This is a genomic window from Exiguobacterium sp. EF_C8, assembly GCF_054956715.1.
This window is the reverse complement of sequence record NZ_CM143264.1, coordinates 449,800-470,300: the sequence shown is the minus strand read 5'-3', so window position 1 is coordinate 470,300 and position 20,501 is coordinate 449,800. Positions and strand designations below refer to the sequence as shown.

The 20,501-nt window shown below is 48.4% G+C and carries 22 protein-coding genes and 2 riboswitches; of the genes, 15 read left to right on the top strand and 7 right to left on the bottom strand.

Annotation, left to right across the window (positions count from 1 at the left end; translation table 11 throughout):
- Nucleotides 1-197: 197 nt before the first annotated feature.
- From ACY2IG_RS02560 to mtnK, 5 genes are read right to left on the bottom strand one after another with little or no spacing between them, the layout of a single operon-like run.
- Nucleotides 198-1,202, bottom strand: a complete 1,005-nt coding sequence (locus ACY2IG_RS02560; RefSeq protein ID WP_462618339.1) for an ABC transporter permease — start codon at nt 1,200-1,202, stop codon at nt 198-200.
- Entirely contained in the window at nt 1,199-2,707 is a 1,509-nt protein-coding gene (locus ACY2IG_RS02555; protein ID WP_462618338.1) for a sugar ABC transporter ATP-binding protein, read from the bottom strand. Before ACY2IG_RS02555 ends, ACY2IG_RS02560 begins: the two co-directional genes overlap by 4 nt.
- Nucleotides 2,704-3,783, bottom strand: a complete 1,080-nt coding sequence (locus ACY2IG_RS02550; protein ID WP_290747905.1) for a sugar ABC transporter substrate-binding protein — start codon at nt 3,781-3,783, stop codon at nt 2,704-2,706. The genes ACY2IG_RS02555 and ACY2IG_RS02550 overlap by 4 nt, the downstream gene beginning before the upstream one ends.
- A gap of 11 nt (nt 3,784-3,794) precedes the next feature.
- Nucleotides 3,795-4,844: an S-methyl-5-thioribose-1-phosphate isomerase gene (gene mtnA / locus ACY2IG_RS02545; protein WP_462618337.1), complete on the bottom strand. Its 1,050-nt coding sequence runs from the start codon at nt 4,842-4,844 to the stop codon at nt 3,795-3,797.
- The gene (gene mtnK / locus ACY2IG_RS02540) at nt 4,841-6,007 is read right to left on the bottom strand and encodes an S-methyl-5-thioribose kinase (protein ID WP_056063714.1); all 1,167 of its coding nucleotides are present in this window, start codon (nt 6,005-6,007) and stop codon (nt 4,841-4,843) included. The genes mtnA and mtnK overlap by 4 nt, the downstream gene beginning before the upstream one ends.
- Nucleotides 6,008-6,084: 77 nt before the next feature.
- Nucleotides 6,085-6,188, bottom strand: a riboswitch (SAM riboswitch).
- Nucleotides 6,189-6,393: 205 nt separating this feature from the next.
- Nucleotides 6,394-6,495: riboswitch (SAM riboswitch) on the top strand.
- A gap of 70 nt (nt 6,496-6,565) precedes the next feature.
- Between mtnK and ACY2IG_RS02535 the strand changes: the two genes are divergently transcribed.
- From ACY2IG_RS02535 to ACY2IG_RS02510, 6 genes are all read left to right on the top strand, one after another.
- Entirely contained in the window at nt 6,566-7,756 is a 1,191-nt protein-coding gene (locus ACY2IG_RS02535) for a 2,3-diketo-5-methylthiopentyl-1-phosphate enolase (RefSeq protein ID WP_462618336.1), read from the top strand.
- Nucleotides 7,753-8,412, top strand: coding sequence for a 2-hydroxy-3-keto-5-methylthiopentenyl-1-phosphate phosphatase (locus ACY2IG_RS02530; protein ID WP_462618335.1), 660 nt, complete (start codon nt 7,753-7,755; stop codon nt 8,410-8,412). Before ACY2IG_RS02535 ends, ACY2IG_RS02530 begins: the two co-directional genes overlap by 4 nt.
- Nucleotides 8,409-9,029, top strand: a complete 621-nt coding sequence (locus ACY2IG_RS02525; RefSeq protein ID WP_290747921.1) for a methylthioribulose 1-phosphate dehydratase — start codon at nt 8,409-8,411, stop codon at nt 9,027-9,029. The genes ACY2IG_RS02530 and ACY2IG_RS02525 overlap by 4 nt, the downstream gene beginning before the upstream one ends.
- A gap of 16 nt (nt 9,030-9,045) precedes the next feature.
- On the top strand, nt 9,046-9,582 hold the full coding sequence (locus ACY2IG_RS02520) for a 1,2-dihydroxy-3-keto-5-methylthiopentene dioxygenase (protein WP_035410968.1): 537 nt from the start codon (nt 9,046-9,048) through the stop codon (nt 9,580-9,582).
- A 125-nt stretch (nt 9,583-9,707) separates the two neighbouring features.
- Nucleotides 9,708-10,196, top strand: coding sequence for an arsinothricin resistance N-acetyltransferase ArsN1 family A (locus ACY2IG_RS02515; RefSeq protein ID WP_035410971.1), 489 nt, complete (start codon nt 9,708-9,710; stop codon nt 10,194-10,196).
- A gap of 60 nt (nt 10,197-10,256) precedes the next feature.
- Nucleotides 10,257-11,012, top strand: a complete 756-nt coding sequence (locus ACY2IG_RS02510; RefSeq protein ID WP_056063727.1) for an MBL fold metallo-hydrolase — start codon at nt 10,257-10,259, stop codon at nt 11,010-11,012.
- A gap of 48 nt (nt 11,013-11,060) precedes the next feature.
- Here the strand turns inward: ACY2IG_RS02510 and ACY2IG_RS02505 are convergent, their stop codons facing one another.
- Entirely contained in the window at nt 11,061-11,699 is a 639-nt protein-coding gene (locus ACY2IG_RS02505; protein ID WP_035410976.1) for a pentapeptide repeat-containing protein, read from the bottom strand.
- A gap of 176 nt (nt 11,700-11,875) precedes the next feature.
- Between ACY2IG_RS02505 and ACY2IG_RS02500 the strand changes: the two genes are divergently transcribed.
- From ACY2IG_RS02500 to ACY2IG_RS02465, 8 genes are all read left to right on the top strand, one after another.
- Nucleotides 11,876-13,198, top strand: coding sequence for a Y-family DNA polymerase (locus ACY2IG_RS02500; RefSeq protein WP_035410978.1), 1,323 nt, complete (start codon nt 11,876-11,878; stop codon nt 13,196-13,198).
- Nucleotides 13,182-13,511, top strand: a complete 330-nt coding sequence (locus ACY2IG_RS02495; protein WP_035410981.1) for a YolD-like family protein — start codon at nt 13,182-13,184, stop codon at nt 13,509-13,511. The genes ACY2IG_RS02500 and ACY2IG_RS02495 overlap by 17 nt, the downstream gene beginning before the upstream one ends.
- 51 nt (nt 13,512-13,562) lie before the next feature.
- The gene (locus ACY2IG_RS02490; protein WP_023467025.1) at nt 13,563-14,375 is read left to right on the top strand and encodes a ZIP family metal transporter; all 813 of its coding nucleotides are present in this window, start codon (nt 13,563-13,565) and stop codon (nt 14,373-14,375) included.
- Nucleotides 14,376-14,706: 331 nt separating this feature from the next.
- Nucleotides 14,707-15,543 (top strand): undecaprenyl-diphosphate phosphatase, encoded by an 837-nt coding sequence (locus tag ACY2IG_RS02485; protein ID WP_035410984.1) that lies wholly within the window; start codon nt 14,707-14,709, stop codon nt 15,541-15,543.
- A gap of 108 nt (nt 15,544-15,651) precedes the next feature.
- Nucleotides 15,652-16,245, top strand: coding sequence for a LemA family protein (locus tag ACY2IG_RS02480; protein ID WP_029340715.1), 594 nt, complete (start codon nt 15,652-15,654; stop codon nt 16,243-16,245).
- Entirely contained in the window at nt 16,242-16,982 is a 741-nt protein-coding gene (locus ACY2IG_RS02475) for a TPM domain-containing protein (RefSeq protein ID WP_035410986.1), read from the top strand. The genes ACY2IG_RS02480 and ACY2IG_RS02475 overlap by 4 nt, the downstream gene beginning before the upstream one ends.
- A gap of 17 nt (nt 16,983-16,999) precedes the next feature.
- Entirely contained in the window at nt 17,000-17,263 is a 264-nt protein-coding gene (locus ACY2IG_RS02470; protein WP_035410989.1) for a DUF1294 domain-containing protein, read from the top strand.
- A gap of 176 nt (nt 17,264-17,439) precedes the next feature.
- Entirely contained in the window at nt 17,440-18,402 is a 963-nt protein-coding gene (locus ACY2IG_RS02465) for an EAL domain-containing protein (RefSeq protein ID WP_290747937.1), read from the top strand.
- A 46-nt stretch (nt 18,403-18,448) separates the two neighbouring features.
- Here ACY2IG_RS02465 and ACY2IG_RS02460 read toward each other — a convergent pair whose 3' ends face one another.
- A complete protein-coding gene (locus ACY2IG_RS02460) occupies nt 18,449-19,474 on the bottom strand; it encodes an iron-containing alcohol dehydrogenase family protein (protein WP_308102135.1) in 1,026 nt (341 codons plus the stop codon).
- Between the two features lie 132 nt (nt 19,475-19,606).
- Between ACY2IG_RS02460 and ACY2IG_RS02455 the strand changes: the two genes are divergently transcribed.
- Nucleotides 19,607-20,422 carry an aldo/keto reductase gene (locus ACY2IG_RS02455; RefSeq protein ID WP_056063749.1) on the top strand — a complete coding sequence of 272 codons (816 nt, stop codon included), beginning with the start codon at nt 19,607-19,609 and terminating at the stop codon, nt 20,420-20,422.
- Nucleotides 20,423-20,501: the final 79 nt, after the last annotated feature.

Here is a 20,501-nt window from a genome sequence, read left to right as displayed (position 1 = left end):
TTCTTGAACCGTGCAGTTGCACGTAAAACACGAATACTTCCGTGTCAATGGACAACGTTCGTCAAGTCCGGTGATCCTCTTCTTTCAGAAGCGACATGCGATCGTTCCCTCTACATTGGTAATCATTCATGTGCATCACCATCCTTTCATATATTGAATATTACCGAATATGTTATAAATGAAACGTCGAATTTTAATTATTTTTTCCGATACCGCGCATAGGTCGTCGCGAGTGCGACCGCAAGGACCAGCCCTTTGATGATATTCAACGAATAGTATGGAACAGACAACATGACAAGACCATTTTCAAGAATCCCGACGAGACAAGCCCCGACGAGTGTGCCAAGGGCATTCGGTTTTCCTTGCCCTGCGAACGACGAGCCGATGAAGGCAGCTGCGACCGCTGGCATCAAGTAACCGGACCCGGCGTTGATTTGCGACGATCCGACTTGTGACGCAAGCAAAATCCCACCGATTGCCGCAAGTAACCCAGCAATCAGATACGCGAGTGCCCGGTAGCGGTTGACACGAATTCCTGTCAGTCGTGCGGCTTCCGGATTCCCACCGATGATATAGAGAAAACGACCGTGTCGCGTATGGCTTAAGAAGACGTGTGTCACAGCGACGACGACGAGCATGATGACGATGATCCAAGGCGCCTGGCTGATTTTCGCGAAAGCCTCCGGAATCGTGCCGACTGTTGGTGTACCGTCCAGGCGCGGCATTCCGGCACTGATTGAACCACCACCGGTATACGTCATTGCGACACCTTCGACGATGAACATCGTTGCAAGCGTCGCAAACAAATCCGGAATCTTAAACCAGACGATGAGTAAGATGTTCACCAGAGCAACGCTAAGAGATAAGAGAAGTGCTAAACCAATCGAGACACCGAGCGGTAGACTGTACCAGACGAAGAACGAGACGACGAAAGAACTCGCAAGCGTCGCGGTCGACCCGACCGATAAATCAAATCCATTGACCGTCAAAGAAACCGTCAAGCCGATCGCGATAATCGTCACGATGGAGATACTTCGCAAAATATTAATCAAATTCGTCCCTTGTAGGAATGTTGGAGCCGTCGTCGCAAAAAACAGGACGAGGGCAAGGATCGCGAGGACGATCCCCCAGTCGTTCAAGAATCCGAGGACAGGACGTAAACCCTTCCCTCGGTTCGTTTGTTTTGATACTGCCTCATTCATCGTTGCCCTCCTCCTGTCGCATACCACAACAAGGTTTCTTCTGATGTATCCGCCGTCTTCGTTTCATGGACGATCCGTCCATCGAACATGACGTAGATTCGGTCCGTGACGGTCAAAAGTTCATCCCATTCACTCGTCGCGTAAAGGATCCCTTTTTGTTGTTGCGCGAGTCCGTCAATCAGACGATAGATATCTTGTTTGGCTCCGACGTCAACACCTTTTGTCGGTTCGTCCAAGACGAGTACAGAAACATCGGTCAGTAACCATTTTCCGATGGCGACTTTTTGTTGATTCCCACCGGATAGTTGACCTACTTCCTGTTTCACGTCTGCCACTTTAATGCCCAGCTCCTTGACCCATTGCGATGCCTGATCTGCTTCTTTGCGACGATCCATCAGCCCCCAGCGGTTGACGAAATCATGAGCTGCCGCTGCTGTCAGGTTTTCTGCGACAGAATCGGCAACAAGAATTCCTTCTTTTCGCCGTTCTTCCGGAACGAGACCAATTCCCGCTTGAATCGCAGCTTGTGGATTGCGAAGGCGATGGGCTTTTCCACCTATACGAACCTCCCCTTCCTGAAACGGGCGATCACCGAATAATGCTTTGCATAATTCCGTTTTACCGGCACCGACAAGACCTGCGATACCAACGACTTCCCCTGCTTGAACCGTCATGGAGATGTCGTGGACGTCCGCATTCGTGGCACTCTCGACCGTCAGTACGTTCGTCGCATTGACCCGTGACGTTTTCGCGACAGACGTAAGCTTACGCCCGAGCATCTGCTCAACGACAGCTTCCTTCGTGATGTCTGTCAAAAGATGTCGCGAGATGAGTTGACCGTCGCGCATGACCGAGATGGAGTCGCAAATGTCATACAATTCTTGTAGACGGTGGGAAATGAAAATGATCCCAAGTCCTCGTTCCGCTAAACGACGCACGACTGAAAAGAGATGGCTTGTTTCCGCCTGACTGAGAGGTGCCGTCGGTTCATCCAAAATTAAAAAACGACGTTTTTGAACGAGGGCGCGTGCAACCAATACGAGTTGCTTTTCAGCAAGACGTAATTCTTCGACACGTGTCTTGACGGAAATATCCGCCTGTAATGTCGCTAACGCTTCTTTTGCACGCTGTATGTAACGGCGTTGGGATACCAAACCCGTCATTGTTCCGTCCGTCAACAGATCGAGACAGATATTCTCAGCAACCGTCAAATACGGGACAAGTGCCACATCAACCTCTTGTTGGACGAGATCGATCCCGATTCGTTTTGCATCACGCGGAGATTGAATTGACAGCTCTTTTCCGTCAAGACGGATGATGCCTTCATCCGCTGTTTCCGCTCCGGATAAGACTTTCATCAGCGTCGACTTACCGGCACCATTCGCACCGACAAGCGCATGAATTTCACCAGACTTCACCTCAAAGGAGACTTGCTTGAGTGCCTGGACTCCCGGAAACGCAAGTGAAATCCCAGTCATCTCCAGGTGATGATTGATAGACGTCATTGTTTTTTATGGACGTCACGCAACCGGTCCATCCACGGCTCATTGAATTTATCCGACGTACTCCAACCTTTGATGATCGTATCGAGATTATACATCGTTGTGTCCTGCTTCAATGCTTTCTGCTCAACGAGTTTCGCATCGAGATCAAAGCTATCCGGCGTCTTCTCTCCGGCGATTTTCTTAGCCAGTAGTCGCATGTCCGTTTGTCCAATCAAGAACGGATCCACCGCACTCGTCGAAACCCAGTTGCTGCCTTTCTCACGCATCAGGTTGATGTCCTGATTTGAGACATCGATCGAGATCAATGGGATTTCTTGACGTTTATTATCCTTGAGCGATTTGTAAGCGCCTTTTGCGACTTCGTCCCATGCTCCCCAAACGGCATCAACGCTTCCTTTCGGGTATTTCGCGAGAATGGCATTCATCTTTGTCGCGATATCCCCTTGGACATCTTGGAAGTTCGTCGGTCCAACCGTCTCAAGCGTTTTGATTTTGCCGTCTGCTTCGTACGTCTTATAGATTTCTTGACGACGATCGAGCGGGGCAAAACCTGGTCCGAACCAGAGTTTGATGACACGGACCGGCTTTTTGTCCGTCACCTTCGTCACTTCATCGAGTGATAGCTTCGCAAGTTGATGATCGTTTTGGAACGTTTCCGTCACGTCTTGTAGAGATGCCCCTTTTTTCTTCGTGACCGTATCGAACGTCACGACCTTCAGTCCTTTATCGACTGCTGGTTTGATCATGTCATAGGCATAGTCTTCCTTACCGTGCGAAATGATGAGCCCATCATAATCTTGCTGAATCGCCTGCGCGACCAGTTCCTTGAACTTGACATCGTTACCTTCCGAAATGAACGTGCTGACTTTAAAGCCGAGCGCTTCTCCTTCACTTCGTGCGCCATCAAGGAATTGCTTCGTATGGTCGTCCGATGCGAGGTTACGGATGACGGCGATCTTGACGTCCGATTGAACTCCTTTTGGTACATCCTTGACGACTTTCGTCGTGGCTTCTCCATTCGCACAAGCTGCTAGTAACAGTGCCGGTGCTAGGACGGCGTAAGCTAGTTTTTTCATGACATATCTCCTTATCCGAGGGGTTGAAGCCCTGTTAATTGTTCAATCGTTTCTTCATTCGGTTGCGTGATGACACCAAGTTCGGTGATGATGCCCGTGATTAAGGTGTGTGGTGTGACATCAAAGGCCGGGTTGAAGACAGTAACTCCTTCTGGTGCTGTCGCAACACCTTGGACAGTCGTCACTTCCTGCGGATCACGTTCTTCAATTTCGATCGCGTCTCCGGAAACAAGTGAGAAATCAAACGTCGAGAGCGGTGCTGCGACGTAAAACGGGATACCGAAAGCTTGAGCGAGTAATGCTAGTTGGAACGTTCCGATCTTATTCGCCGTATCTCCGTTGCGTGTAATCCGGTCCGCCCCGACGATGATTGCATCGATCTGTTTTTCTTTCAGCGTATGGGCGACCATGTTATCTGTAATTAGCGTGACATCGATGCCGGCACGTTGTAGCTCCCATGTCGTCAGTCGTGCTCCCTGCAGTAATGGTCGCGTCTCACTCGCAAAAACAGATAATTCAATGCCGCGTTCTTTTGCGATATAGAACGGCGCAAGTGCTGTTCCATAAGCAGCGGTCGCAATCGATCCAGCATTACAGATCGTTAGGATCCGGTTACCTGACTGGAACAATTCAAGTGCATGAATCCCGATTTGACGTGACGTCTGCGCATCCTGATCGTATAAGGCAATCGTCCGCTGCTCGAGCCGTTCGCGGATCTCTTCTACCGACGTCCCGTCTTGAATGATTGGATTCAATTGATCAAGGACATTTCGTAAGTTAACAGCCGTCGGTCGTGTCGCGAGTAACGTCGCTGATGTCTCAAGCAAAGTCTGCTTATAGATCGACAGTTCTGCTTCAAACCGGTACGCCTCTTGAACGAGTACGAATCCGCCAAATAAACTGATCGCAGGCGCCCCTCGGACGCGCAGTTGTTTAATCGCTTCGACCGCTTGTGCAAGATCGGTAATGACTTCATAGTGTTCTTCCTGCGGTAGACGTGTCTGATCGAGAATCGTCAAGACACGATCTTCATAACGAATACTTTGAACGAATGTACTCATCGGCTAAGTTCCTCCGTTACGTCGAAGTTTCGTAAATCATCAAATGTCCGGCATTCGGTCCGACGTTTGATTAACGCCGATCCTAAACGTAAAGCATGTTGTTTTCGTTCTAGTCGTTCCGTCATAGAACTAATCGTTTCTAAATCAGCGACTGGTGCGAGTCCGATCGTCCGACGAATCAGTTCGCAACCGGCAAAGCCAAGGGCATCCTGCAAGATCGTGCTCAGTACATCGTCGACGAGTCCCGATGTCCGGAATGGTTCGACGGCTTCGCGTTCCCATAAGGCGCGGAACGTCGAAGCGAACGTCAGCCAGAACGTATCGATGTCGCGAATCCGGGCATCACGAAGTGCTGAATAATCCGGGTATGCTGCAAAGAATAAGTGGGCGATGAACTGTCCGACATCAAATCCGAATGGACCATAAAAGGCGAATTCTGGATCGATGACTTTCGTTTCCGTTGCCGAAGCAAAGATGCTTCCTGTATGTAGATCGCCGTGTAGCAACGCATCTCCTTTCGTGATGAAAAGCGCTTCGAGTTTTGCGACTTCGCGTTTCAACTCATCGTCCGCCCATAGACGTGCCACCTCTTCTTCAAGCCCGGCTTCAATCTCGTTCGTCTCCGCGTCATGGAACGGATCCGTGAAGATTAATTTTTCCGTGATGTCGCACAAGTCCGGATTGTAGTACGTTCGGGCGACACGTTTTTTTTCAACCGGACCAAGCGCAAAGTCCGATGTATGGAATAAAGTCCGAGCGAGATAAGAACCAATATGTTCCGCAAGCAACGGATACTGTTCACCTGCGAGTAAACCGCTTCGAACGATTGTCAGATGTGAAAGATCTTCCATGACCGTATACGCCTCGTCGTGACTAGCATGAAAAACACGCGGTACGAACGGCACGGCATGCCGGGCGAATTCACGGAGTGCGGATTGCTCGATCCACGCCCGCTCGAGTGATAGTGGCCAGCTCTCACCGACGACTTTCGCGTACGGGAGTGCTTGTTTTAGAATCAATCGATGTTCACCTTCTCGAATTCGAAAGACAAGGTTGAGATTGCCGTCGCCAATCTCTTCTGCTTCGACGGCTCCGTCGCCGATCAGTCCTAGTGAGCGGACCCGTTCGATCGCGTCCTGTTCTGTAAATGCTTTGTATGTCATCTCAGTTCCCCCTGTGTGATACACGAAAAAGCGCCTCTTTTCGTCATCGAAAAGAGGCGCAGGAAAGTCACTGCGTCCTCTTATCTCTCAGACGAAACGTCTGTTGGATGTAGCACCGTGCCAAGTGGTCGGTTGCTGCGGCGTCATCGGGCCAATTCCCTCTGCCAACTCGCGATAAGAGTCGTATGTAGTTGTCGTGTGTGATATTGATTTGAATCTTACGCAATCCTCTTCCCTGCTGTCAAACTAAAATCAGGGAGAAATGGACATCGTTTTCATGCCATCTATAGAAAGAGTATTTTCAAAAAAATAAATTTTCTAAAAATAGTTTGACAAGTCGTGACTCTCATGTAAAAATTGCAATTAGATTTCACAATTTCATCCAATTCTTATCAAGAGCAGACGGAGGGACAAGCCCTACGATGTCGCAGCAACCGACCTTTTGGCACGGTGCTAATTCTTGCAGCTACTAAGCTGACAGATAAGAGTCCACGTTCGAATCATTCATGGTCTCTTGTCGCTGACGAGAGACCATTTTTTTATTGAAGGAGGAAAGACATGGCTTACATCACAGCTACTTATCAATTGACCGCCCGCGATCGACTGGAGCAACGTGCCGAACAACTCGCGCTTGGTCTGACGGTTGGTTCCTGGACGGAGCTGAATCATCTTGAGCAACAACAACTCGCCTCGTTCAAAGGAGAAGTCGTACATACGGAAGAGCGCGACGGTAAAGGCTATATCACGATTCGTTACCCGGAACACAATGTATCGCGCGACTTTTCTGCGATCTTAACGACCGTCTTCGGAAAACTCTCACTCGACGGTGAAATCAAATTAACAGAATTGCTACTACCCGATACATTCACGTCGGATTTTCCAGGTGCGAAGTTCGGGATCGAAGGGGTTCGTTCCTTGATTGGTGTCGAAGATCGTCCACTGTTAATGAGCATCTTCAAAGGGGTCATCGGACGCGATTTATCGTTCCTTCGTGATCAACTCGAAGGACAACTTGCTGGTGGGATCGATCTCGTCAAGGACGATGAGATCCTATATGACAATCCGTTGACACCAACGATTGATCGGGCACGGATCGGACGTGAGGTTATCGATGCTCATTTCCACCGGACCGGTAAACGTGCGTTGTATGCGATCACACTTAGTGGTCCCGTCTTTACGCTCAAGGATCAAGCCAAACGATTGATTGACGCTGGAGCAACTGCTTTCTTGTTGAATACCTTCACATACGGACTCGACGTCTTACGTGAATTGGCAAGTGATCCGGAGATCAACGTTCCCATTTTCAATCATCCGGCTTACAGCGGTGCATTGATTGCCAGCCCGAACCACGGTGTTGCAGCGCCTGTCTTACTTGGCACATTACCGCGCGTTGCTGGTGCAGATTTAACGCTATTCCCGTCACCTTACGGCAATGTCGCTCTTCCGAAGGACGTCGCCCGCGGCATCGCGGTCGAAGCGACTCGCCTCGGTCAGACGAAAACGATTTTCCCTGTCCCTTCAGCCGGTATTCACCCAGGACTCGTCGCTCAACTCGTACGCGACTTCGGGATCGATTCCGTCATCAACGCTGGTGGTGGCGTACATGGTCATCCACAAGGTGCTGCGGCTGGTGTTATCGCTTTTCGTCAAGCACTTGATGCGGCACTCGCAAATGAATCCCTATCGAATGCTGCGTCACGACATGAAGAATTACGAGTCGCGCTTGACGCTTGGGGGATCAAGTCATGACCTTACGAATTCTTTGTGACTTCGACGGTACCGTAACGATGCAGGATAACATCATTGCACTCATGGAGGTATTTGTGCCAGTGAATGACTTCGAACCGTTGAAACGTGGCGTGCTCGACCGGACGTTATCGATCCAAAGTGGTGTCGGGCAGATGTTCGCGCTTCTGCCGTCCGACGGTAAAGCGGACTATCTTGATTTCTTGATGGAGCGCGCCGTCATTCGCGAAGGATTTTCGGAGTTGCTTCAGTACAGTCGTCGTCAAGGAATCCATTTTTCGATTGTTAGCGGTGGAATGGACTTTTTCGTCGAACCGATCTTAGCACCGTTCCTCGAGCAAGAGCAGATTTACTGTAACATTGCCGATTTCAGTGGTCCATTCGTCCACATCGATTGGCCACACGCCTGCGATGCCCATTGCACGAAGGGATGCGGCTGTTGTAAAACATCCGTTGCCCGTACATTATGCAAAGACGATGACGTCATCATCGTCATCGGTGACTCAGTGACGGACTTCGAACTCGCAAAACAAGCGGATCGTGTCTATGCCCGTGATTATCTGATCACGTTGTGTGAAGAAAATGATATCGCCTATACACCTTTTGAGACGTTCCACGATATCGTTCATGATTTAGCACGATCGGAGGTGACGATATGACATTCATGCGACGCTATGAAGAACTACGCGCCATCAAACAAGAACTTGCAGCGCGCGATTGGTTCCCTGGTACGAGTGGTAACCTCGCCATTCGGACGTCCGGTATTCCGATTGAATTTCTTGTGACGGCAAGTGGGAAAGATAAGCGGCAGACGACTCCTGACGACTTCGTTCATGTCGATGCGACCGGTCAATTGATCGGCGAGCAATCCGGGCGCCCTTCTGCTGAGACATTGCTCCATGTCGAAGTGTTCAACCGAACGAACGCCGGATGTTCCCTGCATGTCCATACGATTGCGAACAATGTGATTTCGGAGTTATATGGCGATCAGGGAAGTATCACCTTCTCCGGTCAAGAAATCATCAAGGCACTCGGTCACTGGGAAGAAGATGCGACGGTCACGGTGCCGATCATTCCGAATCACGCGGACATCCCGACACTCGCTGCTGCTTTTGCGCCATATGTCACAGCGGACAGCGGTGCCGTCCTGATTCGCAATCACGGAATCACGGTCTGGGCACCGACCGCCTTTGAAGCAAAGAAACACCTCGAAGCCTTCGAGTTTTTATTCAACTATACGTTGACGTTGCAATCATGCCGTCAATCTATCTATTAAAAGGAGGAATCATCTCATGGCAACAGTCTTATTCCAAGAAACAAACACACGGTATACGGATCAAACGGAAGTCGCTGACTTCCTCGCATCGCGCGGCGTTCTTTACGAACAATGGGACGTCTCAAAACTACCAGCACCTCTCGTTGAGAACTTCACACTGACGGATGCCGACAAACAAACGATTCTCGATACGTTCGCTCCAGAAATCAAAGACGTATCAGAACGTCGTGGATATCAGACAGCTGATATCATTTCACTTTCGGATACGACACCGAACCTTGACGAGTTGCTCGTCAACTTCCAGAAAGAACATCATCACACGGATGATGAAGTCCGTTTCATCGTAAGCGGTCACGGCGTCTTCGCGATCAAAGACGAAGAAGTCGGCTACTATAACATCGAACTCAATCCTGGTGATTTGATTTCTGTTCCTGTCAATACACGCCACTACTTTACGCTCCAAGAGGATCGGAAAGTCGTCGCTGTTCGAATTTTCGTCACGACAGATGGGTGGGTTCCAATTTACGAGAACGAGACATCCACGGTCTCTTAAGAACGACAAAAGCGTTGATTTCTTCTATATAAGGAGAATCGGCGCTTTTTCTTATCTCACAAACATATCACTACATCGACACGTAACAGATATAATGAGGGAAAAGCGATTGGGGAGTGAGCAACATGCATATTCGTCCTGTAACGGAACATGATTTACCCGCCGTTCTATCCATTTATAATGAAGGCATCGAAGACCGAATCGCAACGCTTGAGACGGATCGAAAAGATTTATCGTTCATGACCCAGTGGTATGCAGAGCGTACGCATCGCTACGCTGGATATGTCGCAGAAGATGAGACAGGTGTCCTCGGCTTCATTTCTCTTGATCCGTATAACCCGCGTCCTGTCTATGCGACAGTTGGTGAGATTTCCGTCTACATTACTCGAACACATCGCGGACAAGGGATCGGGACACAGTTGTTAGAAACTGCCGAACAACATGCGCGCGATCATCAGATGCATAAGCTGATTCTCTTTACCTTCCCGTTCAATAAAATCGGACAAAAGCTCTACATCCGTTCCGGATTCCGGATTGTTGGGACATTTAAGGAACAAGGTCGCTTGAACGGCGACTACGTCGATGTCATGGCGATGGAGAAACGCTTACGATAGGATTCATTGAATGCCAGACAGGGAATAATCAATCCGAGTCATTGAGAGAGGATGAACCTAATGGATATTCAACAAATTCGTAATGCGACGCTTGTCGTCACGTATGCCAATCAAGTTTTACTAATCGATCCGTTTCTCGGCGAAAAAGGCAGTTTACCTCCTTTCGGTCAAACGCCGAATGCCGTCGCCAATCCACTCGTCGACTTACCGGTCGATGTTAAGACACTGCTCGATCCTGACGCTGTCTTCGTCACGCATCTGCACGCGGATCATTTCGATGATGCTGCAAAACAATTTCTACCCAAGCATTTGCCATTCTATGCGCAGCAAGAAGAAGACGCACGGCAAATCCGAGAAGCCGGCTTCACGAACGTCTCTTCCTTCGATTCCGGTGTGACGATCGGTGATATCCAGGTCCATCGAACAGGTGGACAGCATGGTGTCGGTGAAATCGGTGAACGAATGGGACATGTCTCCGGACTCGTCCTCACGCATCCGGACGAACCGACGCTTTATATCGCAGGTGATACGATCTGGTGTGACGAGGTCGCGCATGCGATTGAACAACATACACCAGATATCATCGTCGTCAACAGTGGGGCTGCCCAGTTTCTGACGGGAGAACCGATCACGATGTCGCAGCGTGATCTCCTTGCCGTACACGAAGCAGCAGCGGAAGCAACGATCATCGTCTCGCACCTCGAGTCCGTCAATCACTGTCTCCTACGGCGCGACATGATTGCTGACTTTTTAGCTGCTTTCCACCTCTCTGCCCATTTCCTCATTCCGGAAGATGGCGAAACGATGTCATTTTAAGAACAAATCAAAAGTCTCTTTTCGAAATTCATCGAAAAGAGACTTTTTTCATGGAATGACCAATCCTAATAATCGAGCGAAGGCGACTGCTTGTTCTTCCGTAATGACTGCGCCCGGTAAAAATCGCGGATCGATTGTGATACCAGAGAGTTCCGTCTGCCGGAGATCAAGACCTTTTAATGGTGTTTCAATCCATTGGCTATCAGTAAGCCGGACCGCTTCGAGTTTCCAATGGGTCGGTTTCACTTCGAAGAACTGTGCTTCTTTCATCGTCGTTTCACTCCAATGCTGATGACGGACAGTACTACGAATGAACTGGGCATAGTCTGCGAGTCCTTCTTCGATCGTCAGATGATCAAGCGTACAATCTTCAAACTGAACACCCGTCATCCGGCATCCGACGAAAGACACGCGGTGAAAACGGGTTTCTTGGAAGTGACATCCTGTTAAGTCACATTGCTCGAAACGAATATCTTCGAACGAACCGCGGTCAAAGGTGAGGTTCGCGAACGAGACATTTTGAAAACATACTTGATAGGCATCGATACGCTCCGTCAGTTCGACAGGCATCGACTCCTTTTCATAACGTGCTCCTTTCAGATATGGATCGTCGATTTCGACTTGATCGAACGTCTCTGCTTGAAGCGTTTTCGGTAATTCTGGTAAACGGATAACGATCTCTTTCATAGAAATTCCCCCTTTTTCTCTCCTTTAGTGTATCAAACTCCTTTTGCATAAGGGTCAATCGTTCGAATTCCCTCTTTTTTCAACAGTTTTTTATTTTGAGACACTTTGAGACCATGCTATAGTCAAAGAAAATCAAAATAAGAACATATGTTCTTTTATGTAAAGGAGTGATTCAAATGTTTCCTTCCGTCGTTTTACCACAGAATAAACGTATTTTTTGTGTTGACAGTGTTTCCTTCTACGCCAGCTGTGAATGCCAGTATCGCAATCTCCCTCCCTTAACGACACGTCTTGCGGTCGTCTCCGATTTAAAACGAAGCGGATCCGTCATTCTCGCCGCTACTCCCGCCTTAAAAGCGCTTGGAATCAAGACAGCCGGTCGACTGTACGAAATCGAGCAATTACCCTACGCCATTCGTCGTACGATTCAACTCGTCGAACCGCGCATGCTCGCTTATATGAAAACGTCGATTCGTGTTTTAGATGTCCTGCATCAATTTGCCCCACCTGAAGCGATTCGTGTCTATTCGATTGACGAAAGTTTCATTGACATGACTGGAACCGATCGCCTGTTTGGTTCCGATCTGCAAGCTGCCAAAAAGATTCAAGAAGCGATTCTGAAGCAGACCGGCATTCACGTCCGCATCGGGATTGGTCCAAATAACGTCATCGCGAAACTGACGCTTGACTTAATCGGGAAAAAAGAAGGCATCGCACAATGTGGATACGCTGATGTCGCACGACGTCTCCATGATTTTCCGATTCGGAAGATGTGGGGAGTCGGACACCGCATGGAACAACATCTGCAGATGATGGGGATTGAAACGATTGGTGACCTTGCCATGCGCCCAGTCGAAGAGTTACATGAACGCTTCGGTGTCATCGGCGCCGAACTATGGCACCACGCTTGGGGTCTTGACGCGTCACCGACACTGCTTGCCCCTCGCCATTTGTTCGAGAAAGCCCCTCAACGGACGATTGGACACGGTGTGACCTTGATGCAGGACTATTATCAATTCGAACGTATCCGGAATGTGCTCAACGAACTCGTGCAGGATGTTGCGGCACGTTGCCGCTTTTCGAATCAAGTTGGTTGGACTGTTCATATCGGTGTCCGCTATTCTCGAAACGTCGTCCGAAGTGGCTTCTCGCGTCAAGTCCGGTTGCCTTATCCGACATCCGATGAGCGAATCATTCTGCGTCATGTCTTACAATTATTCGAACCGAATTGGCTTGACGGGGAACCCGTTCGTTTTTTATCTGTCGCAGTGGGACATCTAACTGCCGATCAAGGCACCTTACAGTTATCCTTGTTCGAGGATAATACGCGACTCTGGAAGCGGCGGCGGTTATTAAAAGCAATGGACATCGTTAACCTCCGCTACGGGAAAGGAACGATTCGTCTCGCTGTCTCGTTTCTCGATACGAGCGTCGCCAAACGGCGGCTTCGTTTCGTTGGCGGTCATCCAGGAGGTGATCTTCATGACAGCGTATCGTGATCGAGGGAATTTAAAGTGGATCCCTTTTCTCATGCCGGAGCACTTGCAATTGCTCCGGGAGTATTATGTCCAAATGCATCAGATCGACTTGCCTGAAATCGATGAACAACTGCAAGAATCGTGGCACTTTCTACTTCAAGAGGCTTTAATAGAAGGAAACGAACTCGAAATCACGTATTATAAGGAAAGTAGCTACGTGACGGTCGTCGGTTTTGTTGAACGGCTAGAGCCTGAACGTTCTGTTCTCTTTCTGCGTGGTCGTGTTGCAGTAGAAATCTCCTTCACACGAATCGTTCGGATCGAAAACGGGTAAGCTTTCATACAGATAGCCGCTTCAAATCGTGCCCGGAAAGAAGGAATAGTCATGTTGGATTGGTTCACTTCCCTCCCCGTCGTCGTGCAAGCATTACTTGCCGGTATGATGACTTGGGGATTAACCGCACTTGGTGCGGCACTCGTTTTCGTCTTTACAACGATTGAAAAACGCGTCATGAACATGATGCTTGGTTTTGCAGCCGGTGTCATGATCGCCGCTTCATTCTGGTCTTTGCTCGCCCCAGCGATCGAATTCACGGAGCAGGACGGTGGCATCGCGTGGATTCCTGCTGCAATTGGATTCCTTGCGGGTGGATTTTTCGTCCGTCTCCTTGACTTCGTCACACCGCATTTGCACTTATCCGCACCACTTGAAACAGCTGAAGGTCCTTCAACAGGACTTAAGAAAACGACGTTGCTGTTTCTTGCGATCACGTTGCATAACATTCCGGAAGGTCTTGCGATCGGTGTCGCTTTTGGTGCCGCTGCCTTGAATATGGACGGAGCGACCGTCGCCGGGGCTTTGACACTCGCACTCGGGATTGGCATTCAAAACATGCCCGAAGGTGCTGCGTTATCGATTCCGTTACGCGGTGAAGGGATGTCGCGCCGGCGTGCCTTTCATTACGGTCAATTGTCAGCAATCGTTGAACCGATTGCCGCGATGGTCGGTGCGGCGGCTGTCTTCTTCGTTCAACCACTTCTACCATATGCGTTATCGTTTGCTGCTGGTGCGATGATTTTCGTCGTCGTCGAAGAATTGATTCCGGAATCACAAGCAGAGAACGGATCCGATTTAGCGACACTTGGTCTAATGGTCGGTTTCACGGTCATGATGATTCTCGATGTCGCTTTAGGTTGAGCTCAAAAGCAACGAGCAGTGGATTGAATCCTCCACTGCTCGTTTATCTATTCCCATTCAAATCATTATTCAATTTGAAGTTGTCCTGACCTTGTGTGATAAGCGGAGGATTTTATTCAAGATGCCGTCCTACACACAAACTTCGTCTTGAAGTTTGCGTTGCTGTCCTAAGTATTTCGTCTCTCTTGCTTTCTATGATCGAAGTGCGTCTTCACGGATCAGATTGGTCACGTTCCCTCAGACCTGCGCCCGATATTCCGATTGGTTCTATCTCACAAGAATAAAACATGATATGTTTTTACATAGCACATCATTATAGAAGGAGATTACCATGCATATCATTGAACTCTTGAAAGCTCTTTTACTCGGTTTCGTCGAAGGAATGACGGAATTCGCACCTGTCTCTTCAACAGGTCATATGATCATCGTTGATGACATGTGGTTACAAACAACCGAATTTCTCGGTAAATACTCAGCGAACACCTTTAAGGTCGTCATCCAGCTCGGATCAATCCTTGCGGTCATCGTCGTCTTTTGGAAACGTCTCTTCAGTTTGATTGGTCTGTATAAAATTGAAGGAGAACACGATGCGACAGGTACACACAAGTTAAAACTACGTCACGTTTTGATCGGTCTATTACCTGCTGCTATTCTCGGATTGTTATTCGAAGACTTCATCGATGAGAACCTCTTCTCGATTGAAACAGTCATCATCGGTCTTGCGGTCGGTGCCCTCTTGATGATTGCAGCCGACAAACTCGGACCAAAGGAACCGAAAACGACATCGCTTGATCAGATTACATATCGCCAAGCAGCATTCGTCGGTCTGTTCCAATGTATTTCCCTTTGGCCTGGCTTCTCCCGTTCTGGTTCAACGATTTCAGGAGGGGTCTTCCTCGGCATGAATCACCGGACGGCAGCTGACTTCACGTTCATCATGGCCGTACCGATCATGTTCGGTGCCAGTTTCCTCTCACTCGTTAAGAACTGGGATAACATTCATGCGAGTGATTTCGGTTTCTATGCCGTCGGATTTATCGCATCGTTCGTGTTTGCCCTCTTATCGATTCGTTTCTTCTTGAAGCTGATCAACAAGATCAAACTCGTCCCGTTCGCGATCTACCGTCTTGTCTTAGCAGCTGTTCTTGCTGTCATCGTCTACATGTAAATTCTAACCGTTAGCTATTTTAGCTGACGGTTTTTTATTTTTTTTGAAACTAATTCATTCGGTTAAGGGTATATAGGGATGAGACATACTTAAAGGAGTGAACGCCATATGGCACGCAGAAGTCGGAGTCGATCAAAACTCCCATTAATCATCGGAGTCGTTGTCGTCGTCGTGATTGCGTTTTTAGCAATCGGCCAATACAACAGCCTCGTCAATGTAGAAGAAGATGTATCGAATAAATGGTCGCAAGTCGATAACCAGATCAAGCGTCGTGCGGATTTAATTCCGAACCTCGTCGAAACGGTCAAAGGTGTCGCGGGTCAAGAAGAAAAAGTATACGGCAAAGTCGCTGAAGCTCAAGCTGGTCTTGCGCGCGCCGCGTCAACCGAACAACGGATTGAAGCCGATCAACAAGTCACGTCTTCGCTTCGTGGATTGATTGCTTTGCAAACCACTTATCCGGAACTAAAATCAAGCGAACGATTCCAATCATTGATGGATACGCTGGAAGGAACAGAAAATCGTCTCGGGATCGCCCGCAAGGATTACAACGATGCCGTGACGCTTTATAACAAAAAACGTCGGAGCTTCCCAACAGCACTCTATGCCTCTGCATTCGGATTTGAGAAAAAGCCGTATTACGAAATTTCAGACAGCGACCGAGAAAATCCGACTGTCGACTTTAACAGTGATTCGAAATGATTCGGCGGTGGACGCGACTTCTGTTGAGCGCGTTCCTCGTCTTCTTCCTCTTCGTTCCGACGGCTAGTGCCGTTTCAGAACGAACGGGAGCAGCCTTTTTCATTCAAGATGATGCTCAGTTGCTCACACCGTCGGAAGAAGCCGAACTCGCGCAACTCGGTCAGGAACTCGAACAGTACACGACGGCGCAAGTCGTGCTGAAGACGGTTCCCGATCTAAAAGGACAGGACTTAAGTTCTTACGCCAATGAAACATTCCGGCGACAAGGAATCGGTCAAAAAGGAAAAGACAATGGTGTACTCGTCGTCGTCGCTCCGAACGAAAAGAATCGCCAATTTCGGATCGAGGTCGGTTATAAACTCGAAGGGGTTCTGACCGATATCACGGCCGGTCGTATCCTCGATCAATACGCGGTTCCTTATAAAGAGAATGGTCAGTATGGAAAAGCAGCAAGCGAAACATACAAAGCTGTAGTCAGTGTCATTTCAAAAGATCAGTCGCTTGAGTCGCAAGACCCTCCGAAATCTCAAAATGATGGTGGGCTTCCGCTGTGGACGAAGATTCTGATCGGTGCCGGATTACTGATCTTATTGTTCCTCGATATGAAGTTCACTGGCGGTATGTTCTTCTTTGCAATTTTGAACATTTTTTCCGCAATCATGCGCGGTGGCGGTGGTGGAAACGGCGGTAGTCGTGGTGGTGGCGGAAGTTCCGGCGGCGGTGGTGCCGAACGTTAGAAAAGGAGTCGGTTTTCATGAGGATTATCTTAGGCTATTACATCCTCCTGACACTCATCGGATTTGGCTCGATGTGGCAGGATAAACGTCGAGCACGACAACATGCTTACCGGACACCGGAAGCGACACTATTGACGATTGCTTTTCTCGGTGGTGCGCTTGGTTCTTGGATCGGTATGTATACAGTCCGGCACAAGACACGGAAAGCGAAATTTCAATGGTTGGTGCCACTTGCAGCTGTGTTGCATCTCGCTTTCTGGATATTTTACACTTCACAATGAAATCATGTGACCGATAGAGAAGAGAACGTACGGAAATGCATCCGTCGTTCCCTTCTCTTTTTTATATGAGGTCAATGATTATGAAAAATAGGTTTAATTTCTTTTTCTCTCAGGGTAAAGAGTTTAACCAATTTAATAAATACATCTTTTGATGTATCGAGAGGTGGACATCTTTTATGTGGCATCCTTGCGCCGAATGTACGACATCAATCCGTTTCGTCGAAGCTGGAGCACTCCATATCCAATCACCAACACCAGAAATCTATTCCTATCAATCGTTCGAACAACTCGAACAGTTACTAACATCGCTCTTGCGTGTAGCGGATTATTCGGTATCCTGTCGCGCCACACAATCGCGTTATGTGACAGCACCCATTCTAGCTTCAGCACTTCTAGAACAACTAAAGCATCGGTCAGCAATTGATTTTATCCAACACGGTGTCATGACGAGCCATTTGCAACCGATTTATGATATTCAACAAAATGTACTCGTTGCGAATGAAGCATTACTGCGAGCAGCAGATGACAACACTCCTATCTCACCAGGTGTCCTATTCTCAACAGCATCGAAGATGGGGCTTCATTCTCGGCTTGATCAACGGGCGCGCGAAGAAGCGATTCGCGCGACACATCATATCGGTGGCACAACAAAAACGTTCATCAACTTTCTCCCTTCGACGATCTATAATCCGGAGTACTGCCTGCGCCATACGTTTGAAATCGTTGAGCGTTATCAAGTTGATCCAAGTCGGCTTGTCTTCGAAGTCGTCGAAACGGAAAAAATTGAAGACGTCAACCATTTGAAACACGTCTTCGAACAGTATAAAAAGCAAGGCATTCAAGTGGCACTAGACGATGTCGGCGCTGGTTTCTCAACACTTGATATGTTGTCCTTGCTTCAACCGGATTATATTAAGATCGATCGTTCCTTCATCGATCACTGCGATACGAACTCAGAGAACGAAGCGTTCTTACGAAAAGCCCGTTATCTAACGCGAGAAATGGGGATTCAAATCTTAGCTGAAGGCATCGAACGTCAAGAAGAACTCGATTTTTGCCGCGAACTCGGCTTTGATCTTGGTCAAGGATACCTACTCGGTCGTCCCACTCCTTACGCTCATTTGGCGAAAGCACAATAAAAATACGCACATGGACCGTCTGACGGAACATGTGCGTATTTTTAGGTTAAGAAGTCGAAACGGAAACTGTCTCGTTCTGTGTGATGGCATCGACTAGTTGTTCTACTGATACGATTGGACGCAACAGACGGCACAGCTCCTCTTTCGATGTTTGAAAAGCAAGTGCTTCGACAATGTTGAGCGAAACTCCGAAATCAGTGAGTGTCGTTGGCTGCTCTTGTGCAAGAAGGTAGTCACGCAACTCTATATAATCATCATCATGTCCGAGCAGCTTCTCTTGGACGAGTAACCCGTAACCGACCTTACTCCCATGTAAGAACGCATGAGTTTCTGGATAAGGAGATAATGCGTTATGTACCGCGTGTCCGATTGCACCGCGTGTCGCCGCATCACCAAAACCTCCAATGCTTCCGGCTAATGGAATGACGGTCTCGACGAGGTATTGGATTTCAGCTGGATATTCACGAAAACGTTTTTCTGTCACATTCGTCGACAAAATGAGGTCCTTGCATCGCTCAGCTGTCCGGAGTGCCGTCTCGATGACGGGATCGCTTGCTGTAGACCCACTCAAGGCACGTGCTTCATACCATTTTGCTAGCGTATCGACGAGTCCGGCGACAAAATAATCATACGGACTCGTTGCGATGATACGATGATCGAGTAAAAGAGCTTCAATCACGACAGGAAACGTGTCAAATCGAATATACTGTCCCTGTTCGTTATACATGACACTGAGTGGAGTCCACGGCGCACAGTTCGAGACAATCGTCGGAATGACGATGACAGGACGTTGTAATTGAAACGCGACCTGTTTTGCCGTATCGATGACACTCCCACCTCCGAGTGCGAGAATCACATCATACGGAGCACATACTTGTTTGAAGAATGCCACCTGTTGATCCGTACAATGTCCTTCAAATAAAAAGCGGGGAACATCCGGTAAAGCAAAAGCAGCTGCTTCGTAGGCTTGACGTCCATGAATCAAGACTGCCGAACGGTTACCTATTATTTCTTCGAGTTGATCGAGTGCGTGTTCCTCATGTATGTATTGTAAAACAGCTTGTCGAATCACAGAATCGCCTCCTAATATTTGTTATCGCTCAGTATACGCAAAAGAACGCGCTTCGGCAATCATTCGATTTTTATAGGAGGAGCGCGTACACTAGACAAGAAAAGAATTTACTATAAAGGAGTCGATGAATCGATGCAACAGATCACGTTAAATAACGGTATCAGCATGCCCCAACTCGGATATGGTGTTTTTAAAGTACCGGAAGAAGAAGTATATGAAGCGGTCAGCGAAGCGCTTCGCGCCGGGTATCGCTCAATCGATACGGCGATGATTTATGAGAACGAAGAAGGCGTCGGTCGTGCTCTGCGTGACTCGGGTATTCCCCGGGAAGAGATCTTTCTGACGACGAAAGTCTGGAATTCCGATCATGGCTATGAAGAGACACTTGCCGCTTTTGAGACGAGTCTGCAAAAGCTCGGCGTTGATTATGTTGATTTGTATCTGATTCATTGGCCAATGCCTAAAGAAGATCGCTATGTCGAGACATGGCGAGCGCTCGAGCATCTCTATGCAGAAGGGAAGACGCGTGCCATCGGTGTCTCGAACTTCCATATTCCTCACTTGGAACGAATTTTAGCCGAAGGATCGGTTGTTCCTGCCGTCAATCAGATTGAACTCCATCCGTTTCTTAGCCAAGAAGCGATTCGAGACTTTTGCCGCAAGCAAGGTATCGTCGTCGAAGCATGGAGTCCGTTGATGAAAGGACGCGATGCGTTGACGCATCCGGTCATCGTCGATATCGCCGACCGTCATCAGAAAACACCTGCTCAAGTCGTTCTCCGTTGGCACTTGCAACATGACATCGTCGCGATTCCGAAATCCGTCACACCAAGCCGGATTCGCGAAAATCTCGATGTCTTCGACTTCAGCTTGTCAGACACTGATATGCAAGCGATTGATCAATTGAACGCTAATGTGCGTACAGGATCAAATCCGGATGATAAATAAAACGAGACGATTCTCGTTTTATCTCCATACAAAAAGAAGGTACTTTTCAGATTTTATCCGAAAGGTACCTTCTTCGATT